The 26,467-nt window shown below is 45.5% G+C and carries 32 protein-coding genes; 2 read left to right on the top strand and 30 right to left on the bottom strand.

Going from position 1 to position 26,467, the window contains the following annotated elements; translation table 11 throughout:
• Window positions 1-360: 360 nt before the first annotated feature.
• The 17 genes from AYY16_RS19270 to AYY16_RS19205 all read right to left on the bottom strand — a co-directional run bounded on the left by AYY16_RS19270 (window position 361) and on the right by AYY16_RS19205 (window position 13,195).
• Window positions 361-678, bottom strand: coding sequence for a hypothetical protein (locus tag AYY16_RS19270; protein ID WP_067370606.1), 318 nt, complete (start codon window positions 676-678; stop codon window positions 361-363).
• 150 nt (window positions 679-828) lie between these two features.
• Window positions 829-1,260 carry a hypothetical protein gene (locus AYY16_RS19265; protein ID WP_067370604.1) on the bottom strand — a complete coding sequence of 144 codons (432 nt, stop codon included), beginning with the start codon at window positions 1,258-1,260 and terminating at the stop codon, window positions 829-831.
• Window positions 1,261-1,588: 328 nt separating this feature from the next.
• A complete protein-coding gene (locus AYY16_RS19260; protein WP_067370599.1) occupies window positions 1,589-1,942 on the bottom strand; it encodes a hypothetical protein in 354 nt (117 codons plus the stop codon).
• 402 nt (window positions 1,943-2,344) lie between these two features.
• Window positions 2,345-2,551: a hypothetical protein gene (locus tag AYY16_RS20385; protein ID WP_150385158.1), complete on the bottom strand. Its 207-nt coding sequence runs from the start codon at window positions 2,549-2,551 to the stop codon at window positions 2,345-2,347.
• A 1,077-nt stretch (window positions 2,552-3,628) separates the two neighbouring features.
• A complete protein-coding gene (locus AYY16_RS21310; RefSeq protein ID WP_235846355.1) occupies window positions 3,629-4,114 on the bottom strand; it encodes a hypothetical protein in 486 nt (161 codons plus the stop codon).
• Window positions 4,044-5,534, bottom strand: coding sequence for an AAA family ATPase (locus AYY16_RS21305; protein WP_235846354.1), 1,491 nt, complete (start codon window positions 5,532-5,534; stop codon window positions 4,044-4,046). Before AYY16_RS21305 ends, AYY16_RS21310 begins: the two co-directional genes overlap by 71 nt.
• Before the next feature lie 61 nt (window positions 5,535-5,595).
• Window positions 5,596-6,189 (bottom strand): hypothetical protein, encoded by a 594-nt coding sequence (locus AYY16_RS20060; protein WP_156665036.1) that lies wholly within the window; start codon window positions 6,187-6,189, stop codon window positions 5,596-5,598.
• A 161-nt stretch (window positions 6,190-6,350) separates the two neighbouring features.
• Window positions 6,351-6,722, bottom strand: coding sequence for a hypothetical protein (locus AYY16_RS19250; protein ID WP_150385159.1), 372 nt, complete (start codon window positions 6,720-6,722; stop codon window positions 6,351-6,353).
• 70 nt (window positions 6,723-6,792) lie between these two features.
• On the bottom strand, window positions 6,793-8,490 hold the full coding sequence (locus AYY16_RS19245) for a DUF4942 domain-containing protein (RefSeq protein ID WP_067370592.1): 1,698 nt from the start codon (window positions 8,488-8,490) through the stop codon (window positions 6,793-6,795).
• 107 nt (window positions 8,491-8,597) lie between these two features.
• A complete protein-coding gene (locus AYY16_RS19240) occupies window positions 8,598-9,311 on the bottom strand; it encodes a hypothetical protein (protein ID WP_067370589.1) in 714 nt (237 codons plus the stop codon).
• A 46-nt stretch (window positions 9,312-9,357) separates the two neighbouring features.
• Window positions 9,358-9,813 carry a deaminase gene (locus tag AYY16_RS19235; protein WP_067370583.1) on the bottom strand — a complete coding sequence of 152 codons (456 nt, stop codon included), beginning with the start codon at window positions 9,811-9,813 and terminating at the stop codon, window positions 9,358-9,360.
• The gene (locus AYY16_RS19230) at window positions 9,810-10,250 is read right to left on the bottom strand and encodes a zinc-finger-containing protein (protein WP_067370579.1); all 441 of its coding nucleotides are present in this window, start codon (window positions 10,248-10,250) and stop codon (window positions 9,810-9,812) included. The genes AYY16_RS19235 and AYY16_RS19230 overlap by 4 nt, the downstream gene beginning before the upstream one ends.
• Window positions 10,228-11,136: an HD domain-containing protein gene (locus AYY16_RS19225; protein WP_067370575.1), complete on the bottom strand. Its 909-nt coding sequence runs from the start codon at window positions 11,134-11,136 to the stop codon at window positions 10,228-10,230. Before AYY16_RS19225 ends, AYY16_RS19230 begins: the two co-directional genes overlap by 23 nt.
• 255 nt (window positions 11,137-11,391) lie before the next feature.
• The gene (locus AYY16_RS19220) at window positions 11,392-11,763 is read right to left on the bottom strand and encodes a hypothetical protein (protein ID WP_067370572.1); all 372 of its coding nucleotides are present in this window, start codon (window positions 11,761-11,763) and stop codon (window positions 11,392-11,394) included.
• 4 nt (window positions 11,764-11,767) lie between these two features.
• Window positions 11,768-12,142 (bottom strand): hypothetical protein, encoded by a 375-nt coding sequence (locus AYY16_RS20670; protein ID WP_067370569.1) that lies wholly within the window; start codon window positions 12,140-12,142, stop codon window positions 11,768-11,770.
• Between the two features lie 20 nt (window positions 12,143-12,162).
• Window positions 12,163-12,477, bottom strand: a complete 315-nt coding sequence (locus AYY16_RS19210; protein ID WP_067370564.1) for a hypothetical protein — start codon at window positions 12,475-12,477, stop codon at window positions 12,163-12,165.
• Window positions 12,478-12,724: 247 nt separating this feature from the next.
• The gene (locus AYY16_RS19205) at window positions 12,725-13,195 is read right to left on the bottom strand and encodes an SLOG family protein (protein ID WP_067370560.1); all 471 of its coding nucleotides are present in this window, start codon (window positions 13,193-13,195) and stop codon (window positions 12,725-12,727) included.
• A 747-nt stretch (window positions 13,196-13,942) separates the two neighbouring features.
• On the opposite strand from AYY16_RS19205, the gene AYY16_RS19200 reads away from it, so the two are divergent.
• The gene (locus AYY16_RS19200; protein ID WP_067370558.1) at window positions 13,943-14,230 is read left to right on the top strand and encodes a hypothetical protein; all 288 of its coding nucleotides are present in this window, start codon (window positions 13,943-13,945) and stop codon (window positions 14,228-14,230) included.
• 44 nt (window positions 14,231-14,274) lie between these two features.
• On the opposite strand, the gene AYY16_RS19195 is transcribed toward AYY16_RS19200, so the two are convergent.
• The 3 genes from AYY16_RS19195 to AYY16_RS19185 form a co-directional block, all read right to left on the bottom strand.
• Window positions 14,275-14,502 (bottom strand): hypothetical protein, encoded by a 228-nt coding sequence (locus AYY16_RS19195; protein WP_067370555.1) that lies wholly within the window; start codon window positions 14,500-14,502, stop codon window positions 14,275-14,277.
• Window positions 14,503-14,634: 132 nt separating this feature from the next.
• The gene (locus AYY16_RS19190) at window positions 14,635-15,243 is read right to left on the bottom strand and encodes a phage N-6-adenine-methyltransferase (protein WP_067370552.1); all 609 of its coding nucleotides are present in this window, start codon (window positions 15,241-15,243) and stop codon (window positions 14,635-14,637) included.
• A 172-nt stretch (window positions 15,244-15,415) separates the two neighbouring features.
• Complete coding sequence (locus AYY16_RS19185) at window positions 15,416-16,303, bottom strand: hypothetical protein (RefSeq protein WP_067370550.1); 888 nt, start codon at window positions 16,301-16,303, stop codon at window positions 15,416-15,418.
• A 234-nt stretch (window positions 16,304-16,537) separates the two neighbouring features.
• Here AYY16_RS19185 and AYY16_RS19180 point away from each other — a divergent pair, with 234 nt between their 5' ends.
• Window positions 16,538-17,107 (top strand): hypothetical protein, encoded by a 570-nt coding sequence (locus AYY16_RS19180; protein WP_067370546.1) that lies wholly within the window; start codon window positions 16,538-16,540, stop codon window positions 17,105-17,107.
• A gap of 234 nt (window positions 17,108-17,341) precedes the next feature.
• Here the strand turns inward: AYY16_RS19180 and AYY16_RS19175 are convergent, their stop codons facing one another.
• The 10 genes from AYY16_RS19175 to AYY16_RS19130 form a co-directional block, all read right to left on the bottom strand.
• Complete coding sequence (locus AYY16_RS19175) at window positions 17,342-17,953, bottom strand: 3'-5' exonuclease (RefSeq protein ID WP_223861257.1); 612 nt, start codon at window positions 17,951-17,953, stop codon at window positions 17,342-17,344.
• On the bottom strand, window positions 17,950-18,414 hold the full coding sequence (locus AYY16_RS19170; RefSeq protein WP_067370543.1) for a hypothetical protein: 465 nt from the start codon (window positions 18,412-18,414) through the stop codon (window positions 17,950-17,952). The genes AYY16_RS19175 and AYY16_RS19170 overlap by 4 nt, the downstream gene beginning before the upstream one ends.
• 60 nt (window positions 18,415-18,474) lie before the next feature.
• The gene (locus AYY16_RS19165) at window positions 18,475-19,128 is read right to left on the bottom strand and encodes an AAA family ATPase (protein WP_067370539.1); all 654 of its coding nucleotides are present in this window, start codon (window positions 19,126-19,128) and stop codon (window positions 18,475-18,477) included.
• Window position 19,129: 1 nt separating this feature from the next.
• On the bottom strand, window positions 19,130-19,615 hold the full coding sequence (locus AYY16_RS19160; protein WP_162271080.1) for a dihydrofolate reductase: 486 nt from the start codon (window positions 19,613-19,615) through the stop codon (window positions 19,130-19,132).
• A complete protein-coding gene (locus tag AYY16_RS19155) occupies window positions 19,612-20,049 on the bottom strand; it encodes an HAD family hydrolase (RefSeq protein WP_067370536.1) in 438 nt (145 codons plus the stop codon). The genes AYY16_RS19160 and AYY16_RS19155 overlap by 4 nt, the downstream gene beginning before the upstream one ends.
• Window positions 20,050-20,059: 10 nt before the next feature.
• Window positions 20,060-21,175, bottom strand: coding sequence for a thymidylate synthase (locus AYY16_RS19150; protein ID WP_067370531.1), 1,116 nt, complete (start codon window positions 21,173-21,175; stop codon window positions 20,060-20,062).
• Window positions 21,176-21,360: 185 nt separating this feature from the next.
• A complete protein-coding gene (locus tag AYY16_RS19145; protein ID WP_067370528.1) occupies window positions 21,361-22,161 on the bottom strand; it encodes a nucleoside triphosphate pyrophosphohydrolase family protein in 801 nt (266 codons plus the stop codon).
• A 95-nt stretch (window positions 22,162-22,256) separates the two neighbouring features.
• On the bottom strand, window positions 22,257-23,378 hold the full coding sequence (gene nrdB, locus AYY16_RS19140) for a class Ia ribonucleoside-diphosphate reductase subunit beta (protein WP_067370525.1): 1,122 nt from the start codon (window positions 23,376-23,378) through the stop codon (window positions 22,257-22,259).
• Window positions 23,379-23,490: 112 nt separating this feature from the next.
• The gene (gene nrdA / locus AYY16_RS19135) at window positions 23,491-25,779 is read right to left on the bottom strand and encodes a class 1a ribonucleoside-diphosphate reductase subunit alpha (protein ID WP_067370522.1); all 2,289 of its coding nucleotides are present in this window, start codon (window positions 25,777-25,779) and stop codon (window positions 23,491-23,493) included.
• Between the two features lie 114 nt (window positions 25,780-25,893).
• Window positions 25,894-26,463: a RuvC family protein gene (locus AYY16_RS19130; RefSeq protein WP_067370520.1), complete on the bottom strand. Its 570-nt coding sequence runs from the start codon at window positions 26,461-26,463 to the stop codon at window positions 25,894-25,896.
• Between the last annotated feature and the right edge of the window lie 4 nt (window positions 26,464-26,467).

Raw genomic sequence — 26,467 nt, 5'->3', positions numbered from 1 at the left:
TCGTAGCATGTTTACATAACGTAAACAACAGATATCTGACAGTGCCGCAGCTAGTCCTGTTTTTGTGTGGCGACCGTTGGTTGTTTTCGTAGATTAGTTATTTTCCTATTTTTATTGATTATCTTGTTTATAACCGTTGCATATTGATATCAGTTATCAGGCGGTGAAAATAAGTAATTAAGTAGAATCTGTTTAAATATTATGGGAGCGCGGCATTGAAGTTTTGCAGGCACAATAAAAAACCGCCACGTTTCCGCAGCGGCTGGAGCAGGCAAAACGCCCAATCAAAGACCTAATGAACATCCCTGTCTGCACAGCATTTCAATTAACCTGAAATTCATGCCACCCCCGATAATTCTGTTATGCGCTTTTCTTCCGCACTGCCATTTCTGCGATAGCCCACTGGCTGAGGGTGACAAATTCATTAATCGCATTATCCCGATCTGAAATCGGAAAGTGTTTGGCGACCGCAGTGACGTTTGCCGTTCCGTTCCACACTTTCCGGATCAGCGCAATCCGTGTATCAACCGGTGTGCTCTCGCCACGGCGGTATACTTCTTCTTCCACCAGCTCAAATTCAGATCCGGAGATGCTAACTGACATGATAACGTCACCACGCTCAATTTCACGCGCTTCATGAATCACTGGATGTGTGTTAGTGGTGATTAAACTGGTCATGCGCTGTATTCCTTTTTACTCGTTCTCGTTTTGATGGATGCATTTTGCCACCAGCGATCAGGGGTAAAAGAAATCGTGACAGGCTTTGGCGGAATAAAAAAAAAGGCACTGAGTGCAAGTCAGCGCCTTTCGTAATTTCAGCTTACCGTATTATGCCGCTTCGGGTTTCTTGCCGGCAATACTCAGAATCTCTTCCAGCAGATGCAGCGACACATCCATATCACCCATAACGCGCAGACCGAACGTTCCGATCCAGGTTGAGTTATTCAGGCCGCTCTCAAGGAACTCAGAAACCTCTGTCATGAGATTATCAAACTGCGCCTGCGGGTTTTTGCGATAGTGCTCGATCACGGCAGTACAGAATGCGTCTTTACCTAACAGCATACGCACTTCGCCTAACTCATAGGTTTTCTTGCGTTGCGCGTCCGTGATACGGCGGAATACGGCGGTGGTCACATCTTTGCCGTTCATACGGTCACGAACGACAGCGGTGATTTCTGCGATGCGGTCGCCAGTGGTTTCGTTCTTACGGGAACCGTAAAACAGGTCAAAGACTAAATCGCTGCGGTTAATCTGTTCCATGATTATTTACCTTGTTTTTATATTGCCGTCATTGGCGTTATTATCTTACCTGCGTCATTTACTTATTCAAGGCATTTTCTTATTGATGTTATTTTCTTAACAAGCGCTAGACTGGATTTTATTCAACATGATCACTTTATGATCAAACAGTTAGAATGATACGCATTTTTACTTGTTAACTATTATCAATTAAATATAATGCGCTCCGTTACCTGCGGTTCAAATGAGAATATCAGAAATCCCTGACAAGTTAGTATGGTAGTGCCGCAGGTAACACTCTCCCAAAAAACAGGTTTTCACCTGTTGTACAGTCCTTTAAATTACTGTTTTAATCCGACCCGATACGGGTCAGACCATCACCGCCAACGTGCAAATCACCCACTGTATAAAACACCTGAACTTCACGTTCTACCAAACCCATTGTTGGCGCACTGAGGTTGAAGCTATTCCAATCTGCCCTGCTTTCTCCCAGCTCAATATCTAAATCCTCACGTTCTTTCATCAGTACAGGCAGCATCGTGATCACTTCCTGCTGATCAATGGCGATATCTCCAATCTGGAACACGTTGGACAAGACTCCGCGCTGATTGACACGAACAACCAACTTTGCGCGGGTCTGCTTGTTGCAGACCATGACGTAACAATCTTCACTTTTAGTGTCCACAGTAAATAAGTAGCCCATCTTATTTCCCCCAATTAGCAATTATCGCCATTTCGTTAATGAAGTTATTTTCGCACTTCTGATGAGGCTGTAAACATTACAAATAAGGTATTTAAGAATATTATCTGGTATATGCGAACCTTTTCAGTGAGTCTGCGTTCGTTCACTCGGGAGCACTTTTTACAATGCTCTGCGAAACACGCCGCAGGTTGCCGTAGGGCAGAACAATCTATCCGCCGCAGGGCTGGTTGCGCCGCAGGGAGCCTCCGGCTTTATCTGCCGTGGTTTCACTGCTGATGCCTCACTGTTTCACTTCGTGCCCCTGCGCCCCTCTGGTAAACTATTCTCAGCGAGTGTGCTGTTCAGGCAAACCCAACTTCTTTTCGCAGCCGGGGCAGCGCAGTCGCATTCCAACCTAATTGCCTACCGGACAGGGACAGGAGTCGCCGCACCGGATTTTAAGGCAGAGCAGGTAAAGCCGCGTGTATGCCTTATCCGCCAGTACAGGTGCCCCGCCTCTCCCCGTTTCCCGAACCCAGCCTCTCCCCGTTTCCAGCCTTTCGCCGTTTCCAGCCGCAGGGCGTTCACCGCAGGGCTGATTTTAAGGTGGAGATCGGTCAGGCGAGGCAAGCCGGGTAATTTCTACGGTAAAGGTTCGCGCCCTCTCCAATCCCGCCACCCTTATATCTGCTGTCTCTACTGCTGCTCTACGTACTGTCACACCTGCTGCTTTTACTGCTCTGTATGACTGCTTCCGGAGTGTAGCTTTACTGCTTCTCCTGCTACTGTTCAGGTGGCTTCTTTCTGAGGTGCTTTACTACAGGGATATGCTTCTGTTGCTTTGCTGATTACTGCTGCTTTCTATGGCTGTATTGTTCCGCGTGTATTCCTATCTGTATGCTCAGGGATTGTCTTTGTTGTCTTATTGGCTCTACTGGTATTCCTTTGGGTGATGGTCTTGTTCCCGTTATTTCTGGCGTTATTTAAATGCTGTCATTTTCGTGTTGTCGTTATCGTTGACGTGTTGATTATTTATCTTATTTAGTTATTGCCGTAGTTTTGTTATTTACTTGCTTTCCTTATCGTAATGGTTGACGTTTGGGCTTTCCCGTTAGTTTTGACACTCTGTTGTTTTCTCCGTGTATACCTTAATGACGTATCAGGAAACTGGCTGGATTGTTTACTCTTTGGGATTGCCTGGGTTAATCAGGTTGCCTTGAAATATTGGGTTGGTCTGCCTGTGGTAATCAGGTTGGGTTGTTTCAGGGATTGCTTTGGGAATGGAATTGGTGGGGCAGGGCGGTTGTCTCTTTGGTTCGATATTGCTCCTGCTGATTACTCTCCGGTTTCGTTTTGCCTTTGGTCTGTTTCCTCTCCAGATTTGGGGTTTATGGTTCGCTGTTTTGGGCTGGATATTCTGATTGTTCCGGACTGCCTGATTCTACGTTTTGGGAATTGCTCCGGTTTCGTTTTTCCTCGGATATATCGCCGGAATCTCTGTAAGAATGTCTTTGCGAAATGGTCAATTTTTTGCCCCTCAAAAGTCAATTTTTCGTTGACTATTCGTTGATCATGACTTTGCAATCCTTATACATCTATATCTATCTGATTTATATACGATAAAAGCCTCAAAAAGAGGCTTTAAATGATAGTCAATTCGCACTTATAGAAAACGTCAACGCTGAGGTGGTTTTAGTCACTATATTTCTATTGTGTCCGCCGCTTTTTAAGTTGCTCGCGCCATTCCTTTAAACAAGTGAGGTCAGCTTGCAACTCTGAAAATTCAGGGATGAAAATAGGCACTTCGGTTGATTGACTGTGTTCGAAACAACTGTATTTAGTCATCAGACTTTCGATTAATTTACAATCCTCTAAAGAAATACTTGGTATATGCTGAAGCCTCCCATCTGTTTGAATGCCTCGGCGGTGCCGTAAAACAATCCCATTAAGTAAGTCCTCTTCAACAGAGCGTTCAATAAGTTTTCGAAAATCACTACAAATGCCTTGAGCTAGCCCACGATATGCTTCTGCTCCATGTTCTTCACCAATCTGGAAAGCCTTACTCAATTTTTCTAGAAGAATATTATTAGCTGATCTAGTATTTGCGTTCCAAGCAGCCTGATCAGCTGGTTGGCCGGCGACACCGTTGTAAGATTCGATACATATAGAGAGATGATGCTGTTTTTTCCACACATCGCCTTCTTTTTTTAGCCAAATCCTCTATTACACCAAAAAGAGACAATCTGTGTGTCAAAATAATAACCTGACGAGATTTTGCAAGCTCCACCAATCTCTTCGCAACATGCCACTCAAAATCATGATCCAGTGAAGAAATAGGGTCATCAAAAATAAATGGAGCAGATCCTGGCCTATCACTTACGTCAGCTAAGAATGCCGCTAACGAAATAATTCGCCTTTCCCCCTCACTAAGAACGTTATGCGGCTTATCTCTCTGAACGCCAATCAATTGTAGCTGGTGTAAAACCTTCGCATTTTCAGTCCTGATTTTCACAAGCTCAACCTGAATAGTGCCGGCTCCTAGCGCTCTCAATTCCTGATTAAACCTCGCGGCATAGGCGTCCGTTACTACTTTTTGAGTTACATCAGTAGATTTTAATGAAATAAAACGGGAATTGGTAAATCCTATCCATTTATCGTAGTCGTCATATCTTCTAAGCCTAACTGATTCAGCCTCAATTGATTCTTTTTGACTAGCGACCCACTTACGAGCCTCTGCTTCATTTTTGTCCAGTATCGCTTTAGCTTTGTCAAATCCAGCAGCATCCTTTTGAAATTGGTCAGCTTCACCCTGAAGTTTATCGCGATATACAATTAATTTTGTTATCGCATCACTCAAATCAGGTATTGGTTGCGCATTCTGAATCGCTTCGTGTTCAATTAATGATTGACGAGAAGCTGATGCTAAGGTCCATATACTTGACAAGTACTCCTTCCACTGGTCAGGGAGGGCAGCACCAGCGCAAAGAGTAGCAATCTCAGACGTGGAAGGAGAAACCATTAAATTACTGAGTGCACGCACATAATAATCTTCTGCCGCGTTAGCCTCGATCTCGATACGGGATTGCACGAATGCTTCAAAATTTACTAACCTTTGTTGCGCCTCTGCGGATAGTTCCTGATTACAAAGCAAACAGCTCGCTCCGGCTGTAACAGGAAACGCTACATCGGGATAAGGCAGCTGTGAATATATCCGAGCGGCTTCCCACATAGCTCTCCATGTCGAAGTACCAACCCCCTCAAGAGAACCATCTTTAATTTTTTGACTTTCCTGTGCGGCAATACGTTTTGTCCTTGCATCAGCTCTCAAGGCTCGAATTGTATCGATACCAGATACACTAAACGCACGTGCCGTTTGTTCCAGTTTGGTTATGATTTGTATAACAGAGGTACGTAGAGCCAATTTTTGTCGAGCGTGTTCAGTAGGATCTTGCACACTGAGTCGTTCATTTAGTACTTTCAGCATCTGTTCATCGACATCTGACCAATTGGTCATTATCGAGATATTCTCGGCGCTGACACCTCCTAATGCGCTATAATTCCCAGAGATAATACAGCGCCGATAAGAGTCAGGAAGCATAGGAAGTTGGCTCACTAGTAATCCCTGCTCGCTGCTAAGTTTTTCACGAATAATTTTTGTATACTGGGCTAATTTTTCAAAAAAAACTCACTACACTTGGAATATAGGTAGCGGTGCTTTCTTGAGTGAGATAATGTTGAGCCTCATCAGTGTCAAAAATATCGATCACCTTAAGAGCATTGATAGCGGCGCTATTGGATGTCCAGCTTTCACTCTCACTAACACCATTTATTTCCCACGTAATATGACAACTTTGTTCGGGTGGCGTCGGCTGAAAGACATTTGGCTTTAATGGGGCGGCTCGAGGCTTACCTGATACACGTTTCAGCACCCGAGTGTAACTAGATTTACCTGAACCATTGTGGCCATAAATAACTGTGAGATTACCTGTACCAAAGTCAAGAGGTATACGAGGAGCGAGATTTTCGATTCCTCGAACTGTATCAATTTTGATGATCCGGAGAGTATCGTCATTTGCCTCCGGAGATGCAAGTCCATCAAATGTTCGATTCTTCGTAACACTTTGACCTTCTGGAGTTTTAATCAAAGCAACTATACAGTTGATATCTTCAACTGACAAACTACCTTTAGCGATAAGATTTTCCGCAAGAACCTGGAACCATTCCTGCTGTTTAAGCAGCCATGTACAGATATCCGTTTTTATATCCATAATTATCACTCTCTGGGATCACTGTTCAAAAAAGTCAGCATCAATCCGTAGACTCAAATACTTTTATATGCATTTTGGTACAGAGACGAACATTACCAATAGTTCTCAGCAATTTGCTGATATGCACAATAAAAATTACCGAACTAGATATTATAAATATCTTAACTTTTCGATAAAGCATCCAAATAGCTAGCTATATGTCTAAATATTAATTCATCTTTCTCATTTTTTGACAAATTACCATACCAAGAAATACAGTTACTTATGAGATCCCCACATTCTTTTTTTTCCTTAACATCAGCAGCCTGACAGAAAATTGCCTTATTTTCATCATAATTTTCCGACGGATCCTTGTTCCCAGACACTTTATATATATTACTATCAAGGTATTGATGGAAACTCATTTTCTCGACGATATCTGTTCCACTAGCAAATTTTAAAATTCCCGATTTATGAGGCTCACATTTTATTTCTTCTGCAATTGTGCAAAAAGACAACAAAGCCACACTCATACCTACAATCATTTTATTCACAGTAATCACCATATATCATGCCAATATGCTATTTTCTTAAAATTATATATTATTTTATCCCTTAAAAATGTTACATCTTAACGATTTTGAAAACTTTCACAGTTACACCCGTATCTTCAAACTCCCCGCTGAACGTTCCGCAGTCTTCAACCCTGTACTGCCCGGCATCCAGCCACTGCATCCGTTCACTTCCCGGCATAACTGCCACACAGCGCCCGCCCGGTTCGAGGTGGCGTATCGCAGCCTCTACATGTGCCTTGGCACGCCCCTCTGAGTATGGCGGGTTCATGGCGATTTTATCGAACTCAACGCCGGTATTCTCGTCTGACCATTTCAGGAAGTCACCATTTGTAGCTTTGTAGCCTTTCGACTCAAGGATTTTGCAGAATATCGGTGACAGCTCGATACAGGTTGTCTGATCCGGTGCGTCGATAAACGTGAGTAAATCACCGCGTCCTGCTGACGGCTCAAGCAGTCTATCGCCGTCCTGCAACTCAATCAGATCTGCCACCACGCGCTGAATAGGCTCAGGTGTCGGATAGAATTGGTGTGATTTCTGTTCCGGCATACAGCGGCTTCTGGTGATGTAGTTTTTCACTTCACTGAACGGGTAGGGGAAGCACCATGCGCTGCTGTGCTTGCCGGGGAATCCACCGAGTTTCTTCATGACTTCAACAAACTCCGCCTTTGTATCTGCCTTTGCGCTGTCCCAATGGTAGTGAGAAGCCGTAAATTCATATTCTGAGCCGTCCAGGGTCGTGATCAGAGTTATCACTTCATCATCGATAGGCGTCAGGATCTCCCCGAAATCTTTAACAACACGGCGGTTTGCCGGCGTACTGCGGAACTCGGTCGGAATGGCATACGGCAGTGATGCTGCCAAGACCTCATTAAGTTTCCACGCAACATCAGGATGGATCTCGATATGCAGGTTGCCATTCATAAACATTTTCACCCGGAGCAAATTGCCGTCTATCGATACCCACTTACCGAAGTTATGGTTTTCTGCATCTTCACGGTATACCGCGCTCAGGACAGTCTGCAAACGCTCTACCCTTGATAAGCTACCGTGTGCGAAAAACCGCAGTACCATCCGCAGGTCGTCAATGCTGTCCTCACGGTAACTGGTTGTCGAAATAGAGTCATACCAGCGGTCACTAATTACATCCGTAAGGATAAGACGCTCAGAAAAACCATAGCTTTTGTTCGTTTTGTGTTTCGGACTCAGAGCGCAGAACACCCCGTAAACCCGCTCATTCAGGAATACGTTTCGCTCATTAAGCAACGCAAGCAGGGTGGGAAACACCGAGTCCTCGCTGAACTCCGGCACGCCGACATACTCGACAACAGACCGCATGCTGCCGCAGTACGGATCTGGCTTATCCATAGTGACTTTCCCCTCGATAAACTGCCGTCTCCACTCATCACGGCGTTTTGCCGGCATCAGTTGCAGGACGTTGGTCATATCAACAACCTTTTGCCAGTATTTGGCTCTCAGGTTGCCACGAACGTAATCGAGGTCAATGTGGTATGGCAGACGGTATGAGCCGTGCCTGTGTTCACCCGGCTTTGCCGCCTCATCCAGCAGATTGTTTATTTTGGTAACGCGATCACCGGCGAACAGAATTGAATGCAGCATCTCACGCTCTTTTATTTCGGCCTGAAAGTCTGAAATCACGTTGCGGATCTGATTCATTTCCTCGCGGAAAACAAAGTCACTACCGGAGAAATCTAAATGCGGAGTGGAAAGGGTTAATGCTGTGCTCATTGTTTATACCGCCATGTAAATAATTTCGTTTTCTCATTGATGTTATTGTCTCACATCGCAAAAGGCTGATAATTATTTAATGACGGCATTTACACATTGATATATTACTACTTATATATTTCTTTCAACGCTTGAAGGCTACTGGTTACCTTCCATTCTTTATAAAGTAATGCTTTAAGTTGCTCGGTCATGGAAATTTCCAGTTGTAATATTTCTTCAATATTTCTTGTGACCAGTTCGTCATCCTCATCAATTAAACTATAAATTTCGTATAATTTACCTGCAATAGAAAGCATATCTTCCCTTACACTTTCAGCCTCAAGTTCATCTTTTTCTCTCTCTTTATTTTTAAATGCGAATGGAAGTAATAAATCAATATACGAGCTTATACCACCTATGGATAAAATTGAGTTTTCAAACTTAGTTTTTAAATCATTAATCTCATTATTTATTTCTTCAGAAAATACGTCCCTATAACTGACTTTTATCCTCAGTATTCTTTCCAAAATAATGCGGCAATATCTAGATTTATCAAGAAAATCAGCAGACTTTGTTCTTAGATCAATAATCCACGCCTGACGCATGTGCGCTATATTGCCCGTTACAATTTGTTGCTCAACAAACTTTCTATTTTCATAAATTTTAATATTATCTTGTATAACACTAGCAATTTGAGATTCTGATAAATTATGTAAACTACTAATCGCTTTATCTATTTGTTTTGCCGTATTTTTGTCATTCAAAAATTTAAGCGCTACAGCTACGGCGGTGAATATAGCGCCATTACCTATTAATAACCCCCAAAAATCAACACTATTCATAATTACCTCAAAGTTATTATAAATTCACAAAAATAATACTAGCGGATTAACCAATTAACAAACATGTTTTTATACCATATACACTAACGCCATGCTTACTCATAAACACACCACTGCCGCTTTTTGACTGAATAAATGTGACCGACTTTACACCCGCTTGGACAAGATTTTTCGCACACTGGTTACACGGCTCGACGGTGACATAAACGTTCGCGCCTTTGACGCTTTCGCTGGCTGTCATGACGGCGTTCATTTCTGCGTGGATCTCGTTCACATCCGACCATTCACGATGCTTGAGCCGGTCTGCTGATTTTGACATATCCCAGCCTTTCGACGCTGATACATCACAGCAGTTTAACGCACCGGCTGGCGTTCCATTGCAGCCGGTGGCGATAATCCTGCCGTCTTTCTCGATAACACAGCCAACCTGATACTTAACGCACTTTGATTCGCGTGATACCAGTACCGCCATATCCATCAGAGTTTCTGGCTTGAACTTCATTGCTGCACCTTTAACAATCTTTCACACGCATCTGCGGCACGATTACACATTTCGATATCAAACATACCGAAGTGACATTTCGACCGGTCTATACCCATTTCATCAGCCATGATCTTATAACCGTCACTACGTTTTAGGTTACGTACAGTAAGCAGGTTGCTGAAATAGCGTTTACTGTGTTTCCTCGCCTCTCTGGTTTCATAATCAGCCAGTGACCCCAACGGAATAGCCGTGAACGGGTGCAGACCAACATACGCACCGCAAGATCCACAGAGATACACCCACGGCCATACACCATACTCACGACCGTAAATGCAATCATTACTGGCGACCGCCACATTGCCTGAGCAGTAGTGACAGCTCGTCGGAGCCGGAACCGGATCTTTCACACGGCATTCGGCGCGTTTGCTGGGGTTAAACGGTGTCTTTACTTTCATTGCTAACCTCAACAGGGAAAAGAACATTCAGATTACGGTCAACCGAAAGAGTCATGCAGGTCTGATCCAGTAACGGCGACAGTTCATGCTCTTTACGCTGTAGCTGTACCGAAATTTCGTATGGTCTGTAATTGATATAACGAACGCGATACCAGCCGCCAATAATGTTGATCACATCATTCGGTTGCAGGTCTTTTGCTGATTTAAAGACTGGCTCTGCCGGCTTCAAGCCAACAGCAGCAGAGTATGAAACAGTAACCATCGGGTCGCGGCGAAGGATTTCATCTTTGGTCGCGTTATCGAGAGTGTTGTAGTGCATTCCGTAACGGGTCTTTTCGTCCTGATTTAAATCGTCGTAAAGCAGGGAAGCCAGAGCGTAAAACTCGTGAACAGCAGCAGGATTGCAGTTTCGGCTGATAATGTTGTCGCACAGATATGTTTTCTCAGCCAGATACCGTGTACCGTACTTCCGGTCATGATCAAAGACATTGCTGAGGTTGCTCATCATATCTGCGATTTTAATCGTGTTTGCAGCGCGGTTATCCTGAAAGAAAATCTTCGCCGCGTTCATACCGTAACGTCGCGGGCGGCTAAATACTGATTCTTTCTGTTTTTCGGTAAAACGGATATTGGTAAGGCAGTGAACCAGCTCTGCCACCTCATCGCCGAAATTCAGACGGATCTCACTCAGTGTTACACCAGTGTCCTCAACCACATCATGCAGTAAAGCGGCAATTGTCATTTCCTGCGTCGAGCCGGCGAAACCACCGACGATCTGCGCCACATGAACAGGGTGGGTGATGTAATCCTCACCGGTGTACTTCCGCTTTTGGCCGGCATGTGCTTTTTCTGCAAAGTCACGCGACTTCTTAATCAGGTCTATCATGGGATTTCTCTTTCATTTTTCGATATGGATATGATGACAGTGCTGGCGAGGTGAGCAACCAGCACTGAAAGGCATGTCAGAGATCTGAATTACGCTCGAAGAAGATTTTCATGCCGTTGCGGTGAAAGAAATGAAACACCGCGATTGCCGCCTTAGACGGGTAATACAGGCATACCGAAACAACATACAACGGTACGATGAACGTAAAGGCATACAGGTAACGAAAAGTATTAAGGATCAAACCGCGCTTCGCTTTCAATGTTTCACCTCTGATTCAAACGGTCTGATTTCTTTCATCACGGCATCCAGCTTTACCTTGTCTTCGTCGGACAGCCGGTTAAACCCGCTGAGGACTCTCTCAAGCTGATCTGCTGATTCCCCGATTGAGTAAATCGAATATGAGTCGTCTGAATAGGAGATTTTTACCTGCTCCATCGTTTTCTGACTCACTTTTTCACCGGCACGGATAAGCACCTGTAGAGCAGCGTCAAAGCTCTGCTTTCTGAACGAAACTTTTCTGTACAGCCGCTTATAACCCAGTTGCCATACAAGAAAAAAACCAGTTTTCCAGGCGGCAACGCCGGTCAGACCAACAGCAAAAGCGCCATAGATTTCTGATAATGTCATTGCCTTAACTCTCCAGAACGCATTCGTAACAGATATCAGCGTGCTTCGGGCCGGTAAATTCCGCACCGCAATTCCCGCAGCCATCAGTGTGGATGTAAGCGCCGTACAGGTAATCTTTCGGGTTGGCAGACTTCCACCATCTGCTCGGCGGATTATCCTGAGCGATCAATTTGTGGTTAAACCAGACCGCTTCGCCGGTTTTGGAATCATGGTGTGAGATCAGGGAGTAAATGCCGTGATTCAGTTGTTTTGTCACGCCGGCCGCTACCGTCATTGAATAATCAATACCCCACGTTTCCGTGTTACGCCCTTCAAACCGGTCATGTTTGTAGTGCTGCTTCAAAAATTCATGTACCTGATCAACCGTTACTTCTTGCATTTTCCTTTCCTTTTATTCGATTAATCGCAGCTACTGCTGCCTGAATCACCGCCGCTGTAGCTACTGCTGTCACTGTCACTGTAGGACGAATCACAGGAGAAGCTGCGAGGTGATGTGCTGCTGGTGCTGCTGGTGCTTGTTGTATGAATGATATAATCGTCAGAAAGGGGGTCGATATGATGCGAGCGGCTGGACGTACCTTGTGAATTTGATGAGGCACGGAAGCGGTTGTTGCCACCGTAAAGACCTGATGATAACCGGCGGTCATTTTTGGCTGTTTGATTACTGCGTGATGTGTTTTTGCCGAAAAAGAAATTGAATAATTTTGAGAACATTTAGTCACCTCTGGAAAAGCGAAAGCCCACCGTGGCGTAGTGGGCTTTCAGGGGAGCTATGGCAATGTGTCGTGCAAACCCGCATAACAGGTTGGGGAGTGAGTCTGGATATACCGGACTCAACTCACCCGGTTTACTCGTCCTGAGTAAAAATGGCTTCCGCCATTATGCGTCCATCCCGTGACAGGATTAATATGACTCAATTACATTTTTAATTCAATAGGTATTTGCATACCACCAGCATTATTTAATGAAATATTTCATACTCACGCCAAGCGTTAATCACCTCTTTTCCTGTCTTTTTAGCGTATCTCACGCAGTTAAACGTCCCGCCGGTTGTTTTATTGAACAGTGCCAAAACCTTGTCGGCGCGATCCACCATGTATTCGTTTCTGGCCTGCATCTTGAAAGGGGAGTAACTGCCGGCACAAACAACCACTACCTTTTCGGCGGCGTCGCAAATTCGCCGGTATTCGGCCTGAGCCTGATCCGGCCATCTACATTCCTGGCCGGCAAACGGTACGGCGGCAATAAACGGTATACCAAGAGATATACAGGCTCTGGCAATATTGGTGTCCCACCCCAAAGCAACGCCGGTGTACACGACTTCCGGGTTGAGGAATTTAAGATACACCTCCGCCAGCGTGTCACACAAAAACTGATCGAATCGCCCATACCCGAGTTTATTCAGCCTGTGACCTGTTACTACAAGTTTCAAAATCCCATCCTTTCAATCATCCATAAAACAATTCTCCGCCTTATAAGCGGCGATCAAGTTGTCGGCTCAGATTGCAATCGATAATCACAAGGTATGTATTCACTTATTGATTAAATAATGCAATGTAACTATTATCATCGCGCTGGTAATCACTCTATGACTGCATAAATACCGCATATTATGCAGTAAACGGTGATGATGGTTAGGTGTTAGCGCATCCTCCCCTGAAAACAATCAAAACGGCGCTCATGACCAGTGACAAATGCGGAAACTTACAGGCGAATGACTTTTGACCGAGGATAAAGCAGGAGATGGTGGCAGCGAAGTAATAACAAACCATGCTATTGCCGGTGTGAACGATTACCACACACTACTTAGGCTGTATGGATGCCGGGACGACCCGCCCAAAAGAGGTTCTGCATATCTGATGCCTGTATTTTATCACCCATGATTTCTATGATGTTTGTGTATAAAGACCGGAAAGCCACAAGCTCCGTAATACATGCCACCATAAGGTCAATAAGACATTTACGTTCAAAACCTAACCAGCTCACAAAGCAAGCACAACGAACACTTTCCATGCAGAAATGGGTAGAAAACACGCTTTTTCTGTAGGATTTATTGTGTAATCAGCGAACCTTTGTTATTACATCTTGAAGTCAGATACTCATCTGATTAGGAGTAAACGGGTCATAGCCACTGCCCCCGTTTAGAATTCTGTGTCAAATAAGTAAAAGGTCAAATGAAATGAGATTTTTACCAGAAACCCAAACTTCAACCCTCCGAAAAGAGGTTCGCGCCTTGAAAAAGGCTCAAAAAAATGGTTACTCTGTCGGTGAAATTGTTACTGAAATTGCAAGAGTAAACAGCACTGGTAATGAGTTTGCTGACTTGAGCAAGGCGTTGCAGCAAGTTGAGTATCTTACAGGTATAACTGAATATAAAACCGTCATAGCTGACGGTGTGAAAGGTTTGAAACCAAAACCAAAACCGGCATCATCGTCAACCCTCGGAGATGATACTGTTTTAGCATAGTTTAGTAATGCGGGTTGGGCGCCCAACCCGCTACACCGTATGTGTTATTTACCAATACTGCACATGTCAGTGATCAATTTCCTTTGTGCAAACACCTCATTCACCAGAACGCCGACAAGCTGCCGCATGTTGTCTTTGTTCTCACCGGTTTCAATACACTGAAACGCCCATTCCGCGAGTTCAAAACTTTTCATTTTATCCTGTAGGCGATCACGGACATTTTCCGTGAACGGGGTTTCAACAAAAGCGACTACATTTACGGTTTCCGTCATAAATTTTCTCCGCAGTTATTATCGAACCGCAGTGATTCTCGTAAGCCGTGCTCCGATAGTATTTAAAGAGATTTTTATAAGGAAAAACCAATAAAGATCTAAATATATATTATGGGAACACGGCTTGCGTTGTTACACAGCGGCACACTCTTTTTTGGGTTTCTTCTTTGGTACTCTTTTTGCTCTGACTGGCGGAACATACCCGCCCAGCTTTTTCATCACGTTTATTTCGACTTCGCGGCTGATACAGCCCACACCGCCAGAATAGCCACGGAATACCACCAGCATGCTTCCGCCGGTATTCTCACGACTCTCCTTGAATCCGAGCATAACGTCCGGCTCCAGAAACGCTATCCGGCCACCAACGATGAAAACAACCTCGTTAGCGTGTTCCCGTGCCAGCAGATACCACTTTGTATCGATGGACTGCGGTATCAGCATTACGGTTGTCACGCCTCGACTTTGCTCCCGGACAGCAGCGTGAATCCACGGCTCAATTTTGGAGTAGGGTGGGTTCAGAAACGCTTTCGTGTCCGACGCTCCCCATTCGGATATCAGCGCATTTTTTTCCAGACCGATGTAATTCGGGAAAAGCGCGTTATCTTTGTTACAGGCAACATCCACATCAAAAGTCAGCGCCAATAACTTCTGTATTGCCGTGACACACCAACCTGGCGTTCGCCACAGGTCTTTTAGTGATTTGTCCCTTTTTCTGGATGTTTCTGTCGTTGTCGTTCCCATACGTACCTAAATACCTATTAAAAGAATTGAGTTTATAACATCCGGATCGATCAGCAAGCATTGTTTTAAAAGTCCGGTAGAGTGTCTGTATGCAATTCTGAGAGGATTTCAGATACAAGATGAGGAAACGTATTGCTACTACACAATACGCTCCCCTGAGTCGATTCTGGCGTTACGCTGCCATTTGTGAGACGAACAATTTGACGATAGGGCTGTCAGCTTTAAGCGTCAGATTTTTACCGACGCGATCTGCGATATTTAGTGCCGGCAGAACCGCCATTAACTGACCCGCTTGAGAACCAGCCGTCGCTGCCGGATATGGACGTGTCGGGTTGCTCATCATGTGAAGACGGAACATTTCAGACGTTGAGGTGTTATTTTTGATCAGGTTCTCAATGCACAACTGCGTATAGACTGACAGTTCATTGCCTTTGACCGCCCACTGGATCAGATTGACGACTTTATCTTTCGCCTTTACCGGACATTTTTCGTATGCCTCAACCAGCGCCGCTTTATCAACGCCGATTTTTCCGCAGTCCTCGTCAGTCAGATCATCAAGGCTCATTTTACTGCGCGGTTCGCGTGGTTTAGCCGGCTCAGTAGACCCGCCTGTTTCAGCAGCAGCCTTGCGTTTACGGCGTGGCTTTGCTGCAACTGTGTAAACAGGAGCATCAGCCGGATCAACAACAGCTGCTGCAACTGCAACAGATTCTGCCTTTGCTTCTTCCGGCTCAGGTTCAGGCTCAATAATCTTATTCAGGTCAGGTTCTTCACTGCCTAAATCATCAGATAGTTTTGACAGCACCGCATCCAAATCCTCGCTACTGTCTACAGTGGTCGTAGGGATAACAGCCTCTACCGCTGAAACCTGCTTCGTAACAACTGCCGCGTCAAGCGCATCAAGTTGTGCAGAAAGGCTATCAAGATCAGCCATAGCGCCGGTTTTCTCTGCAACAGGCTCGTCTGCAATTTCAGCAGGACTAACCGGATCTAACAGTGCCATCATTTCATCGAGAGAAAGACCGCTATCGGAAGTAACAGAGGTGGTGTTCATAGTCATTTTACATTTTCCTGTAATCAGTGTTTTCGTTTGATGCACTAATTATGGACGACTCAAACAGGCGGAAAAGATGGTTTAACAGGCACTGAAAATCAAAAGGTTATTTAGCCATTTACGTACTGTCAATTTCTTGTGATGTAACTCAACATTATTACAACTCAAGGCAACTATTTCGTTTGATGTTGTAATATAGATAAATAATCAGAACCTCATGGAGTTAAAAATTGACCGTTTATGATAAAACCTCTGTTTTTTTTAACAGACAAAGAAAAAGCACTAGAAAATATAAAATACTATTTGTCAAAATTATCTATGGTCAGGGTGGTAAAAACTAAGGCAGATGAACGGAGTGAATTAAAAACAGGTTATTTAAATACATGGCCACTATTTTATGACACCGTATATATAGATGCTGTTGAATATGCAAAATCAAAAGGTGCATTACAAGAACGAGATTTTTTCGTCAAGACATTTTCCGTTAACCGCCATGATTATGATGATTTTGCAAGTCGTAAAGAGCCAAGCAATAAAGCTAACAAGTTAAAAAATAAAATTTCCTTACTCAGAAGTTATATTGAAATACTCCGCGTAGTTGAAAAAACAAAATTTGATGGTGAAAACATTTCACTAACGATAGGTTATGATACGGAAAAAACACCAACAGACTTGCTGCCAACAAATACAGAAAACCTAGATAAAATCATAAACATAAAAAACAGCAGTGATATATTTTATGGATTCTCAACTGATAGCGGTTGGAAGGCAAAGCTGAAAGGCCGTGACGGTTGTTTTTTTATTTCATAAATTAGGTTTATTTAAAAATAAATCCATATCAATAATTAATAGGGACTTACTTCAATCTACGTGCGAAAAAAAAGGTAGGACACTCGTGAATAACAGAACCAAACTTGAAGCCGTTTTTGAAAAATCTCAAGAGAATATTTTTAAAACTGTAGGCAAAGAAAGTTGGTATACAGATTTACAAAACTACTGATGAATTTAACGGATAGCCATAAATATTTACGGCTATCCGTATAACTAAAACATACCGCTCATTTCAGACAGTTTATCTTCCAAAAGAATTTCCTCATCCGGTATCTTAAACAGACCGTATTTGTTCCGGGCTGTGAAAAAGCAATCCATCATAAGCTGAGTATCGTACAGCGCCCCGTGGGCTTTTTCCTCTTCATACTCATAACCCAGCGAGAATGCCAGTTCACGCAGGGTAGGGCGTTTCCCGTCCTGTGTCGCCCATAACCCGTGAAGCATGGTATCCATCCAGATCAGATTTGAACGCAGACGCTCACCGCACAGACCCAGCTCATGATCCAGAAACGGTTTGTCGAACCCTAACCCGTTGTGAGCGACAATGACTGAGGCGTTATTCAGGATTGTTGCTATCGACTTCGCTTTGGTTTCAAACAGCGGCTCTGCGACCAGATCAGCCAGCTTAACCCCGGTAATTTCCTGCGCTTTTGCTGATATTTCCCGCCGTGGATTGAACCGTAAAACGAGATCCTTAACAGCCGCCCCTGTAAGCAGATCACGGGCGCAGATAGCAATCTCAAAAATACGGTGTCCGTCAGCATATTCCAGACCGGTAGTTTCAAGGTCAATGCCGACAGCAATTTTTGTCTTTGCCGGCATCATAACCGCACAGCTCCGTTTTTGCTGAACGTCATGGCTTTCGTTACCGCTGCTTTCAGCAGCATAGTCTCATTTTCAAACGGTTCTACTTTTTCCGCTTTGCCACCGCCGGCATTGACCATGATGGTGTTCAGGGTCAAGCTGAACATATCCGGTCTGAGGATCACAACATTGCCTTTGTGACCAAATACCATCGGGAATTTGTCTGCCTTTTCTGATTTATCGATTTCAGTAAGAACCGTGTTAAGCACTTCACCGATTTCTGAACTGACCAGTCCCTGTACCGCATCAAACACAGCATTAATACCGGTAGATGCTTCACGGCGGGTAATAAAATTCTTCTCAAAACGGTCAACAATCTTCTCGATAGAAAGTATCGCCTTGCGGTCGATTTCCTCACGCAGATCCAGCATGGTAACACCGGCATCCGGGTTGTCTTCGTCGTAAAAAGTTTCGTCTGACATTGTGTAAATCTCCGTTGTGTGGTCAGTATATTTTCAGCCAACCACACAGGCGTTAAAGGATTAGTGAGCGGCTTGAGTTTGGTAGCCGTAGTTATCAATGTGGATTTCAAAGAGGCTAAACAGCGTTTCGACCCGCTTATCAAGATCCTTGATTTCCCGGGCCAGCGTGTGAAACTTCACATGGCCGGTGCAGTCGAAATCGACAAACCGGTGCAGCTCACCCCGGATCAGGCTTTCAATTTTCGTACGGTAGCCAAGATGAACGGATGCACGGTCAGTCCGCGCCGTATCATCATTGCCAGAGAAGTAGCCGCTGATCATCATGATATTGGTGAAATTGTCCGCTATAGCCACCCGTGATTCGGACAGGATATCGATAAAGGAATGCTCAATTTCTTTACCCGCCGCGTTGTCACTGCTGATATTTGGCGGGACATACGCCAGTGTGTAACCCATCACATCGAGCGGTGTTCTGTCCGTGATAAAATTTCCATCCGGATAACTGCTGTAAAGTTCACAACAAACCGTAAACTGCATTGTGAAGTATTCCACCGGAGACATATCTGCCCGGCAGTCAAAGCCGTGTCGTTTCAGAATGCCCCGCACGTCAGCGTCGAAATACGGAATACCTGACGCTTCGGAAAAGGCTTTGGCAAGCGTGGTTTTTCCAGCCCCCTGAGCGCCACAAATCCCGATTTTAAATGCTGATTTCATATTACTGCTTCCAGTACATGACGTGATCAAACGCCGGTTCGGTGTCTGTTTCATCGTAAAAGTTAAGAGTCATTTTTCGGTTAAACTCAGCCCGCAGCTCGTCCATCGGGAAAAAGGTATCAGCATCAGCCGCATCCGTTTCAATATGGGAAACGAAAGCGCGTTGTGCCAATCCGATGAACTGCCGGTAAATCTCCGCGCCACCGATAACGTAAACGGTGTGCAGGTCGCCCAGCGCCACCACATCGTCGATATTGCGGATGATTGCAAAGCCGGGCGGTACTTTTTCAGGGTTACGTGTCAGAACAAAATTGAATCTGTCTTTCAGCGGCTTCCCGAGACTTTCCGCCGTCTTACGACCCATAACAACAATCTCGCCAAGCGTCTTTTTGCGGAACAGTTTCAGATCCCGGGAGCAACGCCAGGGCAGGGCGTTATTCACGCCGATGCCGTTATTTCTTCCGACCGCTGCAATCAGTGAAATCAAGATACCCCCCGCGTTACGGTGTAAACAGTCGGCCGGTGCTGGTGGTTTCGGAAATCAGTCTCGTCGTGGCGCTCAGAGCACATCACAGCGATAATCTGACCGCCATTCTCACGAATATGATTACGCACAGCTTTCATCTTGAAAGCGCGACCCGCTTCTTTAACTTTCGGCAGATACAGATAGTCAAAAAATACACCGTTCTCTTTCAGCCAGTTTTCCGTCTGCTGCATGTATTCGGCAGGGCGGTCGTCCACAATCAAAATATCGCAGCCGGTACGCTGAAAGCCCTTTAACATACGGACTGACGCAATCACCGTATCATCCCGGTCATGGCGCTCGTGATACTCAGAGACACCACCGTCTCTGAGCAGATGAAGACGGGTGCTGTTATCCGACAGCACACCGTCAATGGTACAAATAACCAGAGGTTGCATTGAGGCTTCCTTACTTCGCAACAGGCACTTTGATCCAGTCGTGAGACTGATAACCGAGGATCTGAATTTCCTGCCAGTTGAAATCTGACAACTCTTTCCACGACTCAGGGAATACCACCACAGGGTAGCTTTCCTCGATTTCACGACGACCGGTGTATTCTTTGAATCCGTCTTCGTGATTGCTATACAGGTGAACGTCAAACCCGAAGTGGGTAAAATTGTCCGCCATGTGATCGGTGATATGCGCCAGATAGTGCGTCAGAATGCCGTAGCCAGCGATGTTGAAAGGCATACCGACAAAGGTATCAACGCTGCGCTGCACCATGCCGGTGTTCAGTACACGGCGCGGAATGCCTCGGGCATCAAGCCATTCATGAGTGACCGTTTCCGCCAGAGTATCGAGATCCGGCAATGCGCCGTTTTCATCAACAAGATCACTGATCATGGCTGAGTATTTCGACACAATACCGTGAGCAAAATGATTCGCACCGGTTTCCACTGCAATATAAAAACGCTGATCCGGACTGACTTCACGACTCCACGTCCCGAACGCGAAGTGACACGGCGGAAGCTGCATATCCTCCAGCTCACCAACGTTCCACGCTGACATGATGTTACGGCGGTTCTCAGGGTCGTTACGCAGATTATCCACGATGCGCTGTAACTGGTCGATTTCGCGGGTAACAGCCAGACGACCATCCGTCAGCTCCCCATCCACCACATAGCCCCTGTGCTTGATTTCTTCAAACTCTGAGACAGTCACAACCCGGGTATCGCGCCACTTACGCCATTGCTTGCCATACACCGGCCCGAGATCGCCGTTTTCATCCGCCCATTGATTCCAGATTTTCACGCCGTTTTCGCTCATAAAGCGGATATTACCCTCACCGCGCAGATACCATTCAAGTTCAACCAGAAGCGGTTTTTCGTTAACGGCTTTACCTGACAGCATCGGAACAAGACCACCGGTAAGATGATAAAAACTTGGAATAAAGCTCAATCCGCGAGTCGGAACACCTGTACGGTTGTTATTTGATAATTCACCCTCGTTGTAGACAGCTTCAATAACCTGTCGGAATGAATCGTCGTTGCTCAGTGCAAGGTGGTTTTTGATATCATTTTCCATAATGCCCTCTGTATGTATTTACGTACTTACATTTTATATAAGATTGGTAGGCAGTAAACAAAAAAAAATGGTGCATCTGAAAGATGCACCACATAAAAAACAAAGATTTTCTGTTAATTAATCAATAATTACTCCAAATAAGGCGGAGCAAATATATTATGTATTTGTTTACTTATCAATATATATTAAGATAATTCCGTACAAGCGGTCAAAAATGAGTCAAGGTTGACCGAAGTGTAATCCGGGCATTTGAGGATTTTGCCGTCTGAGATTCGATACCCGATCATCCCCTGACGGGACAAACAGGTTCGGAACGCGAGATCTTTCGGGTTGTATTTGCACTTGGCTACCTGAGCCTGGCGAGTTAGCGCATCACCAGACCACAACTTAGTCATATTGGATTCGTGGATAGCGGCGACCATTTCCTTTACATCAACACCGGTGGATTTCAGAACAGAACTGAGCAAACAGATAGCGTCTGATATCGCGGCCGGAATCATTTCAAAATCACGAGCAGCCAGCTCTCCTTTGCCTTTATCCATCATCGCAGCAATATCATCGATTTCTGAGGCGATATACAGTGAGTGATCAAATGCCTTTTTCATGTCACCGCCGAAATCAGACTCAAACGAGAACATCACCTTTGCAGTCATTGACATACCGAACGGGTCAAATGCCAGCGCGTGACTCAGTGCGCCGTTGATCATCACCAGCGTACCGGCAAGAACGTAAATAGTGTCACCGGCAGCATCCAGAATTTCAAGACCATCAGCGTTTTCCAGAGCAGCAACACCTTCTTTCGCTTCCTCACGGATCAGATTGGCGCGTAAACGAAGCATATCAGCGGTGATTTCGTTGCTGTTGATAGGGTGAGAAAACACTTCATGAAACTCACGAACCATGTTGTACATTTCACCGACAATCTTAGCACCCTCTGATTGTGGCTGACTGGTAGGTTTAAAGCTCAGTGTGATGTTTTTAGCCATTGGTAATTTCCATAAATTAATTATTTATCTTGTTTATTTAACGATATAAATATTGAAAGAGTGACTACGGCAGTCACTCTTTTTCAGCAGGTGTATCAGATTTCAAAGCCAGCCAGTGAACCGGCTTTCACTTCGGAGTCAATCTGCCCGGTGAGGTAATCGGCTTTTTCCGCTTCCTGCGGAGCGACCTGAACGTTGTCAGACAGCAACCAGTTGTTCATCCACGGCAACGGATCGTGTTTTACTTCCGGAAACACAGCCTCGAACCCGATGCGCTTCATAGCCACGTTTGAGCGGTGTTTCACGTACTCTTTCAGCATTTCTGCATTCAGGCCAATCATTGATCCGTCTTTAAACAGATAATCAGCCCACGCCATTTCCTGTTCGGCAACGGATTCCATCGTTTCAATAACAAAGTCACGATTGCGCTCTGCAATGCGTTTCCACATTTCACCCTCGCGCCCGTTGTACATCAGTTTAATCATTTCCTGCGTAACGTGACAATGTAACGCTTCATCACGGGCAATAAACTTCATGATCTTGGCGTTCGCTTCCATCACACCACGCTCACCGAACGCGAAAGTACAGGCGAAACTGACATAGAAGCGGATAGCCTCAAGGGTGTTGACGGCCACCAGCGTTTTAAATAATTGTTCCTGAATAGCTTCATCGCCGAATTCGCGCTCAAATTTCTCTACACCGAGATATTCACGAGCGACGAACATTTTAATCAGACGGTCATATTCTTCCGATACAGACGCGGCACGGGCGAGGATCATTTCATCTTCCACAATGCCGTCAAAAATAGTGTCCGGGTCAGTGACAAGATTGCGGATAATATGGGTGTAGCTACGGCTGTGAATGGTTTCGGAGAAAGACCACGTTTCAATCCACGTTTCCAGCTCCGGCAGTGAACAAATAGGCAGCAGGGCGATATTAGGGGCACGACCCTGAACAGAATCAAGCAGCGTCTGGTATTTCAGGTTTGAAATAAAGATGTGACGCTCATGCTCCGGCATATTCTGGTAATCGATGCGGTCTTTGCTCACATCCACTTCTTCCGGGCGCCAGAAAAAGCTCAGTTGCCGTTCAATCGCTTTTTCAAAGATGCGGTGCTTTTGCTGATCGTAACGGGCGACATTTACGCTCAGACCGAAAAACATCGGCTCTTTGGTCGCATCATTCTTTTCCTGACGAAATACTGAATAGCCTGACATACATTTCCTTTTACGTTTACGTTTGGTTTGTGCCAATTCTGAATCAGTCAGACAGGCATTAAAGAGAAATAAAAAGGCGAGCCAAAGCCCACCTTTTCAGAGTGTTTGTCGCTTAAATTTTGCAGGAGTCGCCGCAATCATCACCAGCTGGTGCTGTTGGTGTCTCGCGTTCATCTTCCTCGCCGGAACGGTCGCGGGTATTGTGGTAGTACAGAGTTTTCACACCCATCGAGTAGGCCAGTAGCAGGTCACGAAGCAATTCTTCCATCGGGACACGGCCGTTCGGGTAAATCTCCGGGTCGTAATTCGTATTGGCTGAAATCGCCTGATCCACAAATTTCTGCATGATAGCGATTTTGGTCAGATAACCTTTGTTGCCGCCCATTTCCCACAGATATTCGTACTGATCTTTCAGGCGCTCATACTCCGGCACAACCATCCGGACTGCGCCCTCTTTGCTCATTTTCACAGTCACAGCGCCGCGAGGTGGCTCGATACCGTTTGTGCTGTTGGTGATCTGACTGGACGTTTCACACGGCATCAACGCGGAGACGGTTGAGTTACGCAACCCGTAACGGCGGATATCAGCGCGTAACGCCTCCCAATCCATTTTCAGAGGTTCAGTGACACCGGTAGCAGCAGTATCAAGTTGCTTTCTGTAGTGGTCGATTGGCAGCTCACCAGAGGCATAACGGGTTTCACCGAAAGCCGGACATGCCCCGAAACACTTAGCCAGATGGTTTGACGCTTTCAGCAGGTAATACTGCATCGCTTCAAACGTGTCATGGATAAACTGATCACCGGCGGTATCAGAATATTTGTAACCGTTTTTTGCCAGATAGTAGGCGAGGTTGGTAGCGCCGACACCGAGACTGCGGCGGCTGCGGGTAGAGCGTTCCGCTGCTTTCATCGGGTAATTCTGGTAATCCAGCAGAGAATCAAGTGCAGCAACAATCAGGTGAGACAGATGTTCCAGTTCATCAAGACTTTCAATCGCACCAAAGTTAATTGCCGACAGAGTACACAGAGAGATTTCACCGTCCGGATCATCCGCAAACTCCAGCGGTTTTGTCGGCAGGGCAATTTCCATGCACAAATTAGACTGACGAACCGGCGCGACTTCCGGACGGAATGCGCCATGCGTGTTCATGTGATCCACGTTAGCAATGTAAATACGACCGGTAGATGCGCGTTCCTGCATCATGGCGGAGAACAGTTCCACAGCCGGTACGGTAATGCGCTCGATAGATTCATCAGCTTCGGCAGCTTCATACAGACGGGCAAACTCATCCTGATCAGCAAAGAATGCGTCATACATACTCGGCACATCATTAGGGCTGAACAGAGAAATTTTACCGCCGCCGATCAGACGTTTGTACAGCAGACCGTTGATCATCACGCCGTAGTCCATGTGACGGACGCGGTTTTCTTCCACACCCCGGTTATTTTTCAGCACCAGCAGACTTTCAGCTTCACGATGCCATAACGGGTAAAACGCTGTTGCAGCACCGCCACGAACACCGCCCTGAGAACAGGACTTAACAGCCGCCTGGAAATATTTCAGGAACGGGATTGTACCGGTGTGATTGGCTTCACCACCACGGATTTCACTGCCGAGAGCGCGGATAGCGCCAAAGCCAAGACCGATACCAGCGCGTTGTGAAACGTAATTCACAATGGCGTTTGCGGTTGCGTTAATGGACGGCAGGGAGTCGCCGGCTTCCATCACAACGCAGCTACTGAACTGACGTGTCTGAGTACGCAGACCGGACATGATAGGAGTCGGCAGAGACAGCTTGAACATAGATACAGCGTCATAAAACTCTTTCACCATCTGCATACGGGACGGTTTTTCCCAATGCTGGAAGAAACACATCGATGCCAGCATGTACACATGCTGCGGCGCTTCATGCAATTCACCAGTGACACGGTTCTGAGCCAGATACTTACCACGCAACTGAACGGTTGCGGCATAGCCGAACAACTCATCACGTTCCGGTTTCATGTATTCGCCCAGCTCGTTAATTTCATCTACGGAATAGTATTTCAGCAGATCCTTGTCATACACCTTACGGAATACGTTTTTCTGAATGTGACCCAGCAGCGCCGGATAACCGTACTGACCCAACGCCTCTTTACGGATCAGACCAATATTCAGACGGGCGGCGACCTGGCTGTAATTAGGTGACTCGGCTGAAATCAAATCAGCTGCGGCTTTGACCATCAGTGAATGAATATCAGTTGTTCTGATACCATCCTTTGCGCTGATATGAACTTTCATAGCAATAGCGGAAGCGCTCACACCGCTGATACCTGCTGTGCCGTACATAGCAACGCGGTTAAATTTCTCAGTATCAAACGGCTCTTGTGATCCGTCACGCTTCGTAACAAGTGAAGTCATTTTGTTTAGTCCAAGTGGAAAAAGTTAAAACATGATAGGTAAACAAATACCTATTATCAACCACACAAATTCAATATCTTGTGTGGTTGATTTTTAAGTGATTAATATATGGTTTTAAATCAGGGAGGAAATAACTGTGGAGATTTGTCGATACTGGTCTGTCTGGATGCCGGTATAAATCGCTGCAACTGCGTCAGCAAGGTGTTCGTTTTTATTCATGTACTTCTCAACACCTTTTTCTTTGCGCTTGATCCACGGGGCTTCCGGATGCTTTTGAGTCGCCCATGTAATAATTTCCTCTTTCGTTGTCGTCTTCTTACCGGCGACAAACTGCTTAATCTCAATCGGCGTGACCTGAATCAGCGGTTTATCGACACATGCCAGAACACCAATGCAGATGCCATAAGAGGTTTGTGCCCGGCTTGACTGACTGCCGACTGGCAATTCACAAAACACCAGTTGAGCCTTATCGATAATCGGCTTGGCGCGTTTCCAGATTTCAGAGGCGCGGCGCAAATCGTCGCTGTTTACGCGCACTGATTTTTTGTCGCCGGATTCCGTCTGGATAAGCTCCATCCGCTCAATTCTGACCACCTGACCGGTTGTGATATCCAGATCCCCGAATACCACACCAAAGTTAGACATAGACGGGTCAAGTCCCGCGATTTTTACAATTTTACCCATTGTG

Source organism: Morganella psychrotolerans (genome assembly GCF_001676155.1).
Lineage (GTDB): Bacteria > Pseudomonadota > Gammaproteobacteria > Enterobacterales > Enterobacteriaceae > Morganella > Morganella psychrotolerans.
The sequence above is the reverse complement of the archived record's forward strand: the minus strand, read 5'-3'. Positions and strand labels throughout refer to the sequence as shown.